The organism is Sulfurimicrobium lacus, assembly GCF_011764585.1.
Taxonomy (GTDB): domain Bacteria; phylum Pseudomonadota; class Gammaproteobacteria; order Burkholderiales; family Sulfuricellaceae; genus Sulfurimicrobium; species Sulfurimicrobium lacus.
On the sequence record NZ_AP022853.1, the window covers coordinates 764604 to 777895 of the forward strand.

A 13292-nucleotide genomic window follows, 5' to 3' on the forward strand; every position below is an offset into this window, starting at 1 on the left:
CTTTCCTTTAAGTGCGGCAATCATCGCATGATTGGCCGTGCTGCGCTAGAGCCCAAGTAACATGTTCTCGTACGAGAAGGGAATTATGGTTATCTAGTTTTTTAAGGGCTTCTATGATGATCTTTGTCGTGGGAGCATTGCCCAGCGCGACTGCAATATTGCGCAACCAGCGTTCATGTCCGATTCGGTGGATAGCGCTTCCAGCAGTTTTGACGCGAAACTCTTCTTCGCTCCATGCCAGCAGGGTGGTTAGATCCATGCTATCCAAACTGTGGCGTACTTCAAAATCTTTTTCCGTGCTTGTTTGCGCAATGCGGTTCCATGGACAAACCAGCTGGCAATCATCGCAGCCATAAATGCGGTTTCCCATTAGCGATCTCAGCGGAAGAGGGATGCTACCCTTGTGCTCGATGGTGAGGTAGGAAATGCAGCGTCGTGCGTCCACCCGATAGGGTGCGATGATGGCCTGGGTGGGGCAGGCTTCGATGCAGCGAGAGCAAGTGCCGCAATGCGCGCCTTGTGGCGGGTCAAGAGGCAAGGGGAGGTCAGTGTAGATTTCACCCAGGAAAAACCAGGAACCGTGTTCACGCGATAACAACATGCTGTGCTTGCCGCGCCACCCGAGCCCGGCTTGGGCAGCCAACTCGACTTCCATCACCGGAGCGCTGTCGCTGAAGACGCGGTAACCGAATGGGCCGATTTCTTCCCTGATTTTGTCGGAAAGTTTCTGCAGTCTTGCGCGCAAGATTTTATGGTAGTCTCGCCCCAGAGCGTAGCGCGAGATGAAGGCTTTGGTGGGGCTGGCAAGGATTTCAAGGCTATCGTGCGCATCCGGCGGCAGATAATCCATCCGTGCGCTAATGACGGTAAGCGTGCCTGGTACCAGTTCAGCAGGTCGGCTGCGCTTCATGCCATGGCTTGCCATGTAATCCATTTCGCCGTGCATGTCCTGCTCCAGCCATTCCAGCAGTCTTGTTTCGGCCTTGGAGAGATCGGGGGCGCTGATGGCGACAGCCTGGAAGCCTAATGTCTTGCCCCAGGACTTAATTTTTTCGCTCAAGGCGCCGTAATCTGTTAATAAACCCTGCACAAGAGTCCGATATGAAAGTTGCGCGATATCTCGCGGATGAAAACAGCACTGCACGATTGGGCTTTGAATTGGCCATGGTACTGCATCCGGGGCTGGTCTTCTATCTGGTCGGGGACCTTGGCGCCGGTAAAACGACATTAGTCCGGTCTGTCTTGCGCGGACTGGGATTTCAGGGAAAAGTGAAAAGTCCGACCTACGCTTTAGTTGAATCTTATGTTGTTTCTAGTTTAAACTTATACCACTTTGATTTGTATAGATTCGCAGATCCAGAAGAGTGGGAGAGCTCAGGGTTCCGCGAATATTTCAATCCGCATACGGTAAGTTTTGTGGAGTGGCCGGAGAAGGCAGTGGGGTTTTTGCCTCCGGCAGATGTGATTATTCACCTCGGTATCCGTGATTTCGGGCGCGAGGCAGAGCTGGAAGCAGTATCGGAGGCAGGCAGGCAATGTTTAAACCGGCTTCAGAACATAAGCGCCACCTGAGTGTGGAAATGCCCGAACGGCGCAGCCTGGTTGCGTTGCTCGGGTTGGGAGCGTTGTGGGCGGCGTTTCTGCTGGCGCTGCTTGCCGTTAATACTGCCAATGCGGCAGTTACGGTAACCGCTGCGCGGGTCTGGCCTGCTGCGGAATATACACGCATTACCCTGGAAACTTCTTCCCTCATCAAGTTTTCACAATCCATCGTTAAAGACCCCGAGCGACTGGTCCTCGACCTTGAAGGAATAGAGCCAAATGCAGCGCTGACGGGCCTTTCTGCCAAGGTCGGCGAGGATGACCCATATATCAAATTAGTGCGGGTAGGGCGTTTCAAGCCAGGTGTGGTACGCGTGGTGCTGGATCTCAAAACCGAGGTCAAGTCTTCCGTATTTACGTTGCCGCCGGTCGGCGAATACGGCAATAGACTGGTGGTGGATATCTACCCGGCCAAACCGCTGGACCCCTTGATGGCGCTTGTGGATTCGCCGCGACAGGCTGCAGAAGGCAGCCAGGATTTGGGAAATCAGGGAGGTGACAAAGCTGCGGCAACGCCTGCTGCGGTGCCGGTTGCCAAATCAGAGCCGGTAGAGCCCAAGAGCGTTCAGGCAGAGAACCCGAATGCCGGCCTGGAAAAGGCTCCTAAAGGCGAAAAACGCAAACCCGAGTTGCAGGTGACAAGGCTGGTCACGATTGCCATCGACGCGGGTCATGGCGGTGAGGACCCCGGTGCCCAGGGCGCGCGCGGGACGCATGAAAAAGACGTCACGCTGGCCATTGCCAGGCAGCTTAAAGCGGTGGTCGACGCGGAGCCTAATATGCGCGGCGTCCTGATTCGCGACGGGGATTACTTCATTCCGCTACAAGGCCGGGTGGTGAAGGCGCGTAAGGTAAGCGCCGATTTGTTCGTATCCATCCACGCCGATGCCTTCATCCGTCCGGATGCGCGTGGCTCCTCGGTGTTCGCGTTATCGGAACGTGGCGCCACATCTGCTGCCGCGCGTTGGCTGGCGAAGAAGGAAAACGAGGCTGACCTCATCGGCGGCGTCAATCTGGACGTGAAAGACCCCTATTTGGCGCGCACTCTGCTGGATTTGTCGCAAACCGCGACCATCAACGACAGCCTGAAACTGGGTAAGGCCGTGCTGAACGAACTGGGTGGCATCAACTCGCTGCACAAGGGGGCGGTGGAGCAGGCCGGGTTTGCGGTACTCAAATCGCCCGATATTCCTTCCATCCTGGTCGAAACGGCATTCATCTCGAATCCTGAAGAGGAAAACCGGCTGACCGACGATGCTTATCAGGAAAAAATGGCGAAGGCTATTTTGTCCGGCATCAAGCGCTACTTCTCCAAGAACCCGCCCTTGGCGAAATCCCGCCTGGCTGCAAGCGGAGCCTTCTGATTTTCAGGCAAATTGTCCGGCAACCCAGCCTGACGACCAAGCCCACTGGAAATTGTAACCGCCGAGCCACCCGGTGACGTCGACCACTTCGCCGATGAAAAAGAGCCCCGGCACCGTCATCGCCTCCATTGACTTCGACGACAGCGCGTTAGTATCGATACCTCCCAGCGTCACTTCTGCCTTGGCATAGCCCAGCGTACCGGATGGCATCAGAACCCACCCCTTGAGCGCCTCTGCAGCGGCGCTGATATCTCGCTTCGAGAGTTCATTAAGCGGCCGCTCCCAGCCGAATAGCGCGCACCATTCGTGCGCGAACCGGCGCGGCAGATGTTCCGCCAGCAGGCTGGATAGCCGTGCTTTGCTGTTGCGGTGCTCTGTCAGCCACGCCGACGCATCGGTGTCGGGCAGCAGGTCGATCTCGATCGCTTGCCTCTTGCCGTCGCTGTATTCCTGCATCTGCCAGTAACTGGAAATCTGCAGAATGGCCGGCCCGGAAAGGCCGCGGTGCGTGAGCAAAACGTTCTCGCGGAACGATCCGCCATTGCACCAGGTTGCGGCGTCGAGCGTGGCGCCTGCCAGCGGTTTGAGCGGAACGAGCGTTTCCGGCGCGAGCGCCAGCGGCACCAGGGCCGGTTTCGGGGCAACCACGGGCAGGCCGAATTGTTCAGCAAGCTTGTAGCCGAATGGGCTGGCTCCGATGAGTGGCGCAGCAAGTCCCCCGCTGGCGACTACCAGTGATTGGCAGCGGAAGGTGCCACGTTCCGTGGCCACAGAAAAACGCACGCCCTCCATGTCTTCGATGCGTGCGACTTGCCGGACGGCGCAGGGCATCGCCCACTGCACGCCGGCAGCATCGCACGCGTCCTTGAGCATATCGATGATGTCCTGAGCTGAATCGTCGCAGAAGAGCTGGCCGTGTTCGCGTTCGTGGTAGGGTATGCGGCGTCGCTCGATCATCTTGATGAAGTCGTGCTGAGAGAAACGGGCAAGCGCCGAGCGGCAAAAATGCGGATTTTGCGACAGGTAATTTTCTGCGCCAACACTACGGTTGGTGAAGTTGCAGCGGCCGCCGCCGGAAATGCGAATGCGCTCGGCGAGTTTTTCCCCGTGGTCGAGCAGCAGCACTCGCCGCCCGCGCTGGCCCGCTTGTGCCGCACACATCATGCCGGCAGCGCCGGCTCCGATCACGACGACATCGAACGAACTCAATCAGCGGAGCTTTGTACGGCGGCGAGCATCGCCAGCCCCAGCGGGAACGCGCCGGACAGGATCAGCGCGATACCGGTAACCACGAGCGCCAGGCCACCATCGGCATTGAGCAGGGGGTGTACTTTGTGCAGCAGTCCGGTCATTGCAAAAATGCCGACCGCGAGGGTGATAAATCCGAGGACGCCGAAAAAAACGGCGCTGACGGGCAGGCGGAAGCGTGTTGGTGGCATGGTGTCGATACTTTCTTTGTCGATTCCTGGCTTGGCGGCTGGGAAAATTTCAGGTGTGCGCAGGCCGCAGTGTCTGAAGTGAAATGGTACATGCTTTGCACTTCATTTTCTTTATCAAAATGACTGGCGAATCTGGTCCGCTACGGCGGGCAGTTGCTTATGCATTTCACCTCCGGAATCTTCTTGCCGCCGCACGCCAGAAAACAGGCGTCATAGATGGACTGGCAGCCGCAGTCCACATCGCAGCGCTCGCCTCTCAGACGCTCGAACTCTGCGCTCCTGCTGGGCTTCGCCGGCGGAACAGGGGGTGAGTAGTATGGCATCTCCCAAGGGGAATATGGCCACAAACCATGGTGCCATGAGTAGGGGTAGCCCCAATTCAGCGACAGATATAAGTCATATTGCAGCACTTCCCGGCGGTAGCGACCCAGTTCCGTCTCGTAACGCTTCATGTCCGCGTTGTAGCGTTCATCGACCAGAGGTGCCAGATTCTTCAGGCAAGCCTGACTGGTCGCAGTGCACTGCTCGCGGCATATGGCAATTTTGCGCGTGCAAGCTTCCAGGCAAGTGCGGCCTGCCATGTCTGTCGGCGGCTCGTAGCGATACGCGGACTGGTAGCGGGGGGCAGCACAAGCGGCCAGTTCAAGAATAAGAGCGGCCATTGTCAGGACACGCAAGGCGGAGCGAATGGATCGACTCCCCGAAAATACCCGCCTGACCTTGCTGATGGAGCGCTTAGCAACCATAATCGCCACATTCACAATTATACGTTTACAGACTTGAAAGGAAATTAGATGCAGAAAAAGACACCGTCGTTCACCGCATTGGTCCTCGCACCCATGATCGTCCTTTTCCTGTTGTCCGGCTGTAGCAGCAAGCCCAAAACCGAGGCCGAGCGGACCGTCGAGTTCTTGCGCGACCTGAGCGATGAAAAAGTCGCCGAGGAATTCCACGCGGCCTACTGGGAAAACCAGTGCAAGCAAAACAACCAGATATGGAAAAACGCCCAGAAAATATGCCATGACGGCGGGCCGCATCACTGGATGTGCGACGTAATTACGACCATGAAGGATTGCCAGGCCCGCTCGGTCGGGGTCAACTGATTCGTCAAAACACGGCGCTATCCCTTCAGGACTGCGTCGATAAAGCCGTGCCGCTCATTCTCCAGAACGTTGATCGCTGCTTTCAGTCCGTCACCAGGAATATCCTCGGCCAAGCGCTCCAGTGCTTCCTGGCAGCGTTCATGGTAGGTGTTGAAAGCGGCAAGCACCGCCTCCGCCAGCAGCATTCTTTCTGCTTTCTTTGCTGGGCGCTGCTCCGCGCCGCCCAGCGGCTGGACCGCCGCGTAGCGGGCCAGGAATTTTTTCTCCCCACCCTCTTCCCTGCTGGCAAGTACCGGGCTGGTTTTGACATAAGCCGCGCCGTCAAGCTCGAAGCGTTGGCCAATGGCCAGGTCGTGAAATTTCATCGTTGTAATCTCAAGTAATGTAACGGCGGCTACCCATGCCGATATGTATGAAGATCGGCTTTTGTGGGCCGAGATCTATAGCCTTCTAAAACAACAGCACTGCCACGCCTGCCACTAGCAAGCCAAAACCCGTCATTAACAGGGTGTTGTTGGGTTCCACGACGCCCTGGCGGACCTGAACATCTGCACTTATCAGGTTCATGCCTGCTTCGCCTGTCTGGCTGATTTCCAGGAGATAGGCGTCACTGGTGTTGGCCTGGAATAACGGCATGGCCTCATGGAAATTCAGCAGCACTTCGCTTTCTAGCGAGGTGGATGTCAGCATGAACGGCTGGTCAAAAATGGTTTTGTTCCCGGATTTTAACAATGCCCGGTATGAGTTGCGCGGCATCTTTGTTGGCGTCGTTACAGGGCCGTGTTCGGCTTGAAAACGGAGTATCAATCCGACTTTACCCATGTCGGGACTAAGCTCGATTCGCACCGGATCGAAGTGATTGCCTGCTGCCTGGTGTTTCACCGGCAGAGGATACGTTGATACCGCCTTGCCGCTGAGAAAGTGGCTGTACACATAATACCCAGGCCCCAAGACAAGACCGATAACCAGTAGCGCAACACCCGCTGAGTTTTCCATATGCTTTCCAAAGTCGAGCCAATGCAAGAAATTAGGCCCAGCGCAGAAATTGCGCGTTCCATAAAATGGTCGATTTTTCTTCGTTTTCCGGCAGCGTAGCTGGTCCGCCTATCGGTAATCGTGCCGCCTCGGCACATCCTGTGCGGGCACCAGGTCGCAGCGCATTCTGCCGCGCAGAAAACGCGAAGTTTCGATGCGCTGCTCAAAGCCGCGTCGGTAGTCGGCGAAGGTTCCGAGCACACGGGCACACGTGCTCGGGTTGCGGCGATCGTCATCGTCATCGCGGCACAGGCCGACGCTCTGACCGTCGAAATATGCATAGGCCGGCGTGCGATAGCTCACTGTTCGGCTGGAAGGCTCGGTCAGGTTGAAAGATATCTCCATGCCTTGCACCAGATCCAATGCCACTGGTTCGATAGTGCGCCATTTTCCACCCAGATAGGCCTCGGCGTTCGACAAGATGCATTGCACGCGCTCGCCGTAGCGCGCCTCTTGACGCCGTGTTTCCAGTTCGGCGCGTTGCCGCTCAGCCTCTGCTACGCGGGCACGTGCTTCGGCGGCTTGACGTTCGGCCTCGGCCCGCTTCAGCTCGGCCTGTTTTTCCTGGGCTTGCAGCCGCTGCGCTGTACTCATGGCTTGCCATTGTTCTTCTGGGATGCCGAGCGGATAGTGGGGGGTGCAGGCGGTGAGAGCGAGCAATACGATTGTTGAGGTCAACTTGTAAGGCAACATGGGGATCCTGCGTGTTGTTATTGGTGTTGTCGGAAATCATCTCTTATTTGCTTTAACACGAAGCATTACGGACTGAGCGGGCAATGCTACCCGAGGCCTTTTCTATTTGGAAGATTCCGGTCAACCTTTTGGGTGCCAAGTCGAGAGGTTCTCATCAAATTTAATCTCGTGGCACACCTCCTGTTTTCATCGTGCGGCAAAACAAAAGGCCACCGCATGGGTGGCCTTTTGTTTCGATTTTGGTGGGGCGGCGGGAATCGCATATATCCATATATATGGCTTAAACAGGCTGGTTGAATGTAAGTTAAATTCATAAATACCGTCATAAATACCGTCAAATAAGTTCGTTGGGAGGCGAGTGGATAGTGTGTATGACTTTGTTGCAGGGAGTGCCAGCCTTCTCTTGTTCGGCCACTGCTGCCATTCGGATGTGCATGCGTCTCGGGCCGCAATGTAGCGGTAACCGGCCGTAAAGTCGGAGATCGTTCTGTATAGCAGCTTCACCCATCAGGCTACAGCCGGATTCGCCTCCAAGCGGTCTGCCACACCTGGCTACCGATTGACCGCTCGTCAGCCATTGCTGCTATCGGTATTCCCTCCTATGGCGGCAACTCATCCCGCCGGTTCGCGGGCGGAGAAATTGCGAATCCATTCTATTTAACACTGTCCCAAATTAACGCGTGTCGCCCGTCAGCAAACATATCAATGAGTTCCTAGCTTTTGCAGTTGAGCCTCATCAATAGGGTACTTCCGTGGATGGTATTGATTCAGGGTCCTGATCGAGTGCACGATGTTGGACAAATCGATTGATGCCAAATTGAGATAGGTTTTCAACCTTGAGGCATCCGGGCTGTTGAGCGAGAGGGATTGCAGGATGCCGACCAGTTCGATCACGTTGCCTTTGGCGTCGGAAAGAATGTCGGACACAGTCGGGGCATCGTTAGCTTTGAATACCTGGAAATTCATTGATGCACTTTCGATACCAGAGGGGTTCTCCCAAATCATTCTTCTGACCGCCAAGTGTTGGACAACCGAGAACCACTCATCATGGTTCAATGTGCTGTCGATTTCTCGCATTTCACAAGTTGCGGAATTGAGTTCCTTAAACAGGCGGGCAAGCGATCTGGCTTCAAGCGAATTGTTGTCGGAACTGCGGGCTGCGCCTTGATCGAAGATTGCCAGGCCGATACGGAAGAGCAAGAGCAACAGCCGCCCGGCCTCCGAGCGCGAGCTGTATTCGTCTTCGACTGCATCCGAATCGCCGAACTCCACAATTTCGCGTAAGGTGTTGGCGTCATTCCATAGGCCGATCCACACTTCCGCAGGAGAGAGAGATTGCGCAATTGGATAAGCCAGTAAGTTCGCGGCAACGCCCGGAATTTCTTTGTTCAGGGTGGTAATCAGACTGGCGTGCTCGCGTAAAAGCCGTCCTTTATCTCCGCCCCAATCTTCAGGCGAAAGACGCCATTCATCTCCAAAACCCTCCCAAGCCGGTGCCTGGATATGCCCGTTATAGGCAAAGGAAGCCAGTGCGCAGCGGTAGCACCAAGCCTCCCATAAGGGCGCGTCGCCAGGACTTGTTTGAGGTAATGGACTATCTCCCAGCTTGCGGCCAATCACATCAATCAAGGCATCATCGGCTAATGCCGCAGACTTCACATCGGCGATTTCCTTTGCGGTCTGCCCCAGGATTTGCCGCATCAGCCAGGGCGTCCAGCGGGCAAAAGTGGTGGAGGCATCTTGGCGGGCAGCCAAAGCGGTTACGATGAGTTCGGCAGTGCTGGTTATTTCCTGTTTAATCTCATCACGCTCGCCGGGAGTGAGGTCTAGATTGCGGCGGTTCTGCGGTACCTGCAACAACTGGTTGCGTGCCTCGACCAGAAGCAGCGGCATCAGGACAGAGCTATTCCATTTGCCTCCGTCCTCGAAAGCGGCGGGAGCAGCGGCAATCATTCGTTTCCATTCTGAGAATCGTGGAGAGAATGCGCCTATGCCTGCCACGAATAACAATGCACTGACCAAGTAAGGGTTAGCTGATCTCGATATTGTTCGAATGAACACGTCCGGATTCAGTTTGTAGAACACCTGAAATAGCGGAAGCTCTTCTTCGTAGTTCATGAAGCCAGACCAGCCGCGCAAGCCCCACCATATTTCTTCAAGCCTGTCCTGGCGATTGTTCCAGTATGCCCATGCCCCCGAACGCTCTTCGTTGGTGCGGGCGGATTGGGATTTCAGTGTGAAATTATCCAAGGCGGCAAAAGCTTCTTTCGCAAGCTCGACATAGGCATTGCATGCAGAGGGATTCATCTCGGCATAAGCCGTCATGGCTTCGCTCAGCCAACGCGCAAGCTGCCATGAGTTGTATTTGAATGCATTGATTTTCGTCCAGGTTCGCAGCGAGGGCGTGCGTTCGAGTGCTGCCCCACAGGCGAGCGTCATCAGCATGGTTTTGCCATCTGGGATTGTCGGCGCTATTTCGTCGGCAAGTTGAGCTGTGCGTTGTTCCAGTTCAGAAAGGTCGCCATCCTGTTCCATTATCCAGCTCACGATGTCATCGAAAGCCTTGGGTAGACCGAGAGGGAGCGCATTCAGGAGGCTGAGAAAATCTTGCGCAGTTTTGAACGAGGAATCTGCAAAGATTTCTCGTTTTTCGGCGTGGCGCTCGCTTGGCCATTGCTCGTTCATTTCCGCTCTCCCGCGTTCCAGATTCCCTCGTACCAATTTGTCGGATTCTGTGGTGGCGCTCATTCTCTGGCCAATAAAAACGCCGAGTAATCCCCCAAGAAGTGCAATTATCGATGTGGCTAGTGCAGCAGATTTTTCCATTTGATCCTATCGTATCAATGCGTTTCTAGCAGTCTAGGCCGCACAAAGTGGCACAATAACCGCTCCTGTCCTCAATTCGTCAAGATAGTCCGCCCACTGCTGCATCATCTTCCGACGCTCGGCAAGATGTGCTGTCCGGTTGTACGCGCGTCCATTCGGATCGCGAACAGCGTGGGCTAGTTGGTGTTCGATGAAGTCTGGTCGTACTCCTAGCACTTCGTCAAGAATGGTTCTGGCCATCGCTCTGAATCCGTGGCCACTCATTTCGTTTTTTTCATAGCCCATGCGGCGTAGTGCGGCAAGAACCGCATTTTCACTCATGGGGCGGCCGTTTGTTCTGGCGCCAGGAAATACATATCTGCCGACTCCGGTCATGGCTTTCAATTCCAGCAATACTTCCAAAGCTTGGGCGGATAGCGGGACTAGGTGGGATTGCTTCATTTTCATTTTTTCGGCTGGTATGTTCCACTCTGCTCGTTCCAGATCAATTTCATTCCATTCGGCCTGTCTCAGTTCACCAGGGCGAACGAATAGCAACGGAGCCAGGCGCAGAGCGCACTTCGTCAGGAATGATCCTTGATAGCCTTCAATCGCACGCAATAAACCGCCGATGGCCTGGGGGTCGGTGATGGCGGCGTGGTGTGTCTCGCGTGCGGGTGGCAAAGCCCCTCTTAAGTCGCTGGAAAGATCCCTTGATGCCCTTCCCGTGGCAATGGCATAGCGAAACACCTGGCCGCAATTGCCGAGAGCGCGGTGAGCTGTTTCCAGTGCCCCCCTGTTTTCAATTCGTCGAATTGTGGCGAGCAGTTCGGGGGCGCTGATCTCAGAGACGGGTTTTGCGCCAAGCCATGGGAAAACGTCACGCTCCAGGCGGCGAATAATGCGGTCACCATGATTCGAGGCCCAAGTCACAGAGTATTTGGCGAACCATTCACGCGCCACTACTTCAAAACTATTGCACTCGCTGTTCTGACGAGATAGTTTGATGGCCTTCCGCTCATCTGACGGGTCAATGCCGTCAGTCAGCTTTTTCCTGGCCAGGTCTCGTTTTTCGTTGGCCAATGCCAGCGAAATTTCAGGATAGACGCCTAGCGCCAAGGTCTTACGCTTCCCAGCGAAACGATAGTCCATGCGCCAGTATTTGCCGGTCTGGTTGACCAGGAGATAGAGCCCTTTGCCAGCGGCTAGCTTATAGGGCTTGTCCACCGGTTTTGCGTTCTTAATTTCAATCGCGGTTAATCCCATTGACGGTATCTCCCCTGACGGTATGTTCGAATACCGTCAAAAGTACCGCCAACAATTACGGTATGTCAAGTTATGCGACGGTATGTCTAGTGATATATCAGGGCAACAAAAAACCCGCAATGCGTTTAAACATGCGGGTTTTCGGTATGCAACGGTATTTCTGATGATGCGCTATTGGTGGAGGCGGCGGGAATCGAACCCGCGTCCGCAAGCCCTCTACAGGCAGTTCTACATACTTAGTCCAATTATTTGGTTTTAACCCTTGTCACGCCAACAGGACAGGCTGGATTCGGGCGAGTTACCTTTTATTTAGCACCGGTTCAAGTAACCCGGACCGGCGCGATCTCATGTGAATGACTCTGCTGTCAGTTGCCTGACCCGGCCCATGAGAGAACCGGTGCAGAGGCAAAGCCGTTTAAGCGGCTAGTGCGTAGTTTTCGTCGTTTGCGACTATTTGTTTCCAGATGTATTTACGAGGTAACTGGTCCTCGGTATGCCCTACGCTGCTTTGCAACCCACGTCGAAACCGGGTCGCCCCCGTGCTTACATTGACTGGCCTGGAGCACCAAAGTTCAATGGAACATGAATTTTAACACAGCGCTGCTTACAGCAAGCGCAATAGTTCCAGCGGGCTTTCGATCATGCAGTGGGCGTCCCATTGTTCCGGGTGGTCATCCGGCCCGAGGTAGCCGTAGCGCGCGATGATCGGCCGCATTCCGGCGGCGAGGGCGGCTTCCATGTCGCGCTGGGCGTCGCCTACATAGGCGAATGTTTCCGGTGGCAGGCCGATTTCACGGCTGGCGCACAGCAGGGGTTCGGGATGGGGTTTGGGGTGGGCGCAGGTGTCGCCACTGATGATGCTGGCGGCCCGTTCGCTCAATCCCAGCGCGGCCATGAGCGGGTCGGTGAAGCGCGCGGGTTTGTTGGTGACCACGCCCCAGGGGATGCCGCGCTGTTCGAGTTGTTGCAGGGTTTCTGCCATGCCCTGAAACAGACAGGTCAGGCGGCACAGGTTGGCGGTGTAAAGCTCGAGATATTCTTCCCGCATGGCGGAGAAGGACGGGTCTTGGGGTGCGAGGTTGAAGCCGACGTCAAGCAGGCCGACCGTGCCGTGCGAGGCATAGGGGCGAAGCTGCTCGTGCGGCAGCGGAGCCAGGCCGTGCCGGCGGCGCTGTTCGTTGAGGGCGTAACCCAGATCCAACGCGGTGTCGGCGAGTGTGCCGTCGAGGTCGAAGAGGACTGCCTTGATCATTTTGCTGCCTGGTTTCTTATGCTTCGCGGCGGCATGCCAGCATGTAGTTGACGCTGGTGTCCTTGCCGAGGGAATAGACCTTGGAAAGCGGGTTGTAGCTCATGCCGGTGACTTCGTCGACGACCAGGCCTGAGGCGCGGCAGTGGCGCGCGAGTTCGGATGGCTTGAGGAATTTTGCATATTCGTGGGTGCCGCGCGGCAGCATGTTGAGCACGTATTCTGCGCCGATGACGGCGAACAGATAGGACTTGAGGTTGCGGTTGAGTGTGGAGAAGAACACCTGGCCGCCTGGTTTGACGAGCTGGCTACAGGCTCTGACGATGCTGGCAGGGTCGGGCACGTGTTCCAGCATCTCCATGCAGGTCACCACGTCATATTGCCCGGCCTCCTGCTGCGCCAATGCTTCCACGGCGATCAGGCGGTAATCCACTTTCTGGCCGCTTTCCAGCAGATGCAGTTTGGCTACCTTGAGGGCCTTTTCGCCCAGGTCGATGCCGGTAACGTTCGCGCCCCGTGCTGCCATGCTTTCGGACAGGATGCCGCCGCCGCAGCCGACATCCAGCACGTGCTTGGCCGAAAGGCCGGCGAGGCTGTCGATGTATTCGAGGCGCAAGGGGTTGATGTCATGCAGCGGTTTGAATTCGCTGCTGGGGTCCCACCAGCGGTGGGCGAGCTGGCTGAATTTGTCCAGTTCCTGTTGGTCGGCGTTCAATGGGGTAGCGTCGTTCATGTC

Annotated in this window: 14 protein-coding genes and 1 other RNA gene; 3 read left to right on the forward strand and 12 right to left on the reverse strand. The window is 56.0% G+C overall.

What is annotated here, in order from left to right; all coding sequences use genetic code 11:
* Window positions 1-7: 7 nt before the first annotated feature.
* Window positions 8-1060, reverse strand: a complete 1053-nt coding sequence (gene queG, locus SKTS_RS03900) for a tRNA epoxyqueuosine(34) reductase QueG (RefSeq protein ID WP_173060622.1) — start codon at window positions 1058-1060, stop codon at window positions 8-10.
* A gap of 41 nt (window positions 1061-1101) precedes the next feature.
* Between queG and tsaE the strand changes: the two genes are divergently transcribed.
* On the forward strand, window positions 1102-1572 hold the full coding sequence (gene tsaE / locus SKTS_RS03905) for a tRNA (adenosine(37)-N6)-threonylcarbamoyltransferase complex ATPase subunit type 1 TsaE (RefSeq protein WP_173060625.1): 471 nt from the start codon (window positions 1102-1104) through the stop codon (window positions 1570-1572).
* A gap of 8 nt (window positions 1573-1580) precedes the next feature.
* The gene (locus SKTS_RS03910; RefSeq protein ID WP_173060628.1) at window positions 1581-2966 is read left to right on the forward strand and encodes an N-acetylmuramoyl-L-alanine amidase; all 1386 of its coding nucleotides are present in this window, start codon (window positions 1581-1583) and stop codon (window positions 2964-2966) included.
* A 3-nt stretch (window positions 2967-2969) separates the two neighbouring features.
* On the opposite strand, the gene SKTS_RS03915 is transcribed toward SKTS_RS03910, so the two are convergent.
* The 3 genes from SKTS_RS03915 to SKTS_RS03925 all read right to left on the reverse strand — a co-directional run bounded on the left by SKTS_RS03915 (window position 2970) and on the right by SKTS_RS03925 (window position 5067).
* Window positions 2970-4154: a BaiN/RdsA family NAD(P)/FAD-dependent oxidoreductase gene (locus tag SKTS_RS03915; protein ID WP_280513682.1), complete on the reverse strand. Its 1185-nt coding sequence runs from the start codon at window positions 4152-4154 to the stop codon at window positions 2970-2972.
* Window positions 4155-4171: 17 nt separating this feature from the next.
* On the reverse strand, window positions 4172-4405 hold the full coding sequence (locus tag SKTS_RS03920; RefSeq protein ID WP_173060634.1) for a hypothetical protein: 234 nt from the start codon (window positions 4403-4405) through the stop codon (window positions 4172-4174).
* A 140-nt stretch (window positions 4406-4545) separates the two neighbouring features.
* Window positions 4546-5067, reverse strand: a complete 522-nt coding sequence (locus SKTS_RS03925; protein ID WP_173060637.1) for a hypothetical protein — start codon at window positions 5065-5067, stop codon at window positions 4546-4548.
* A gap of 132 nt (window positions 5068-5199) precedes the next feature.
* On the opposite strand from SKTS_RS03925, the gene SKTS_RS03930 reads away from it, so the two are divergent.
* Window positions 5200-5508, forward strand: coding sequence for a hypothetical protein (locus SKTS_RS03930; RefSeq protein ID WP_173060640.1), 309 nt, complete (start codon window positions 5200-5202; stop codon window positions 5506-5508).
* Window positions 5509-5525: 17 nt separating this feature from the next.
* On the opposite strand, the gene SKTS_RS03935 is transcribed toward SKTS_RS03930, so the two are convergent.
* The 8 genes from SKTS_RS03935 to ubiG form a co-directional block, all read right to left on the reverse strand.
* On the reverse strand, window positions 5526-5873 hold the full coding sequence (locus SKTS_RS03935; protein ID WP_173060642.1) for a hypothetical protein: 348 nt from the start codon (window positions 5871-5873) through the stop codon (window positions 5526-5528).
* A gap of 85 nt (window positions 5874-5958) precedes the next feature.
* Entirely contained in the window at window positions 5959-6504 is a 546-nt protein-coding gene (locus SKTS_RS03940) for a hypothetical protein (RefSeq protein WP_173060645.1), read from the reverse strand.
* Between the two features lie 108 nt (window positions 6505-6612).
* The gene (locus tag SKTS_RS03945; RefSeq protein ID WP_173060648.1) at window positions 6613-7137 is read right to left on the reverse strand and encodes a hypothetical protein; all 525 of its coding nucleotides are present in this window, start codon (window positions 7135-7137) and stop codon (window positions 6613-6615) included.
* A gap of 801 nt (window positions 7138-7938) precedes the next feature.
* Window positions 7939-9921: a hypothetical protein gene (locus SKTS_RS03950; RefSeq protein ID WP_173060651.1), complete on the reverse strand. Its 1983-nt coding sequence runs from the start codon at window positions 9919-9921 to the stop codon at window positions 7939-7941.
* 174 nt (window positions 9922-10095) lie between these two features.
* The gene (locus SKTS_RS03955; protein ID WP_173060654.1) at window positions 10096-11307 is read right to left on the reverse strand and encodes a tyrosine-type recombinase/integrase; all 1212 of its coding nucleotides are present in this window, start codon (window positions 11305-11307) and stop codon (window positions 10096-10098) included.
* 175 nt (window positions 11308-11482) lie between these two features.
* Window positions 11483-11846, reverse strand: a transfer-messenger RNA (tmRNA) gene (gene ssrA / locus SKTS_RS03960).
* A gap of 65 nt (window positions 11847-11911) precedes the next feature.
* On the reverse strand, window positions 11912-12559 hold the full coding sequence (locus SKTS_RS03965) for an HAD family hydrolase (protein ID WP_173060657.1): 648 nt from the start codon (window positions 12557-12559) through the stop codon (window positions 11912-11914).
* A gap of 16 nt (window positions 12560-12575) precedes the next feature.
* Entirely contained in the window at window positions 12576-13289 is a 714-nt protein-coding gene (ubiG, locus tag SKTS_RS03970) for a bifunctional 2-polyprenyl-6-hydroxyphenol methylase/3-demethylubiquinol 3-O-methyltransferase UbiG (protein WP_173060660.1), read from the reverse strand.
* Between the last annotated feature and the right edge of the window lie 3 nt (window positions 13290-13292).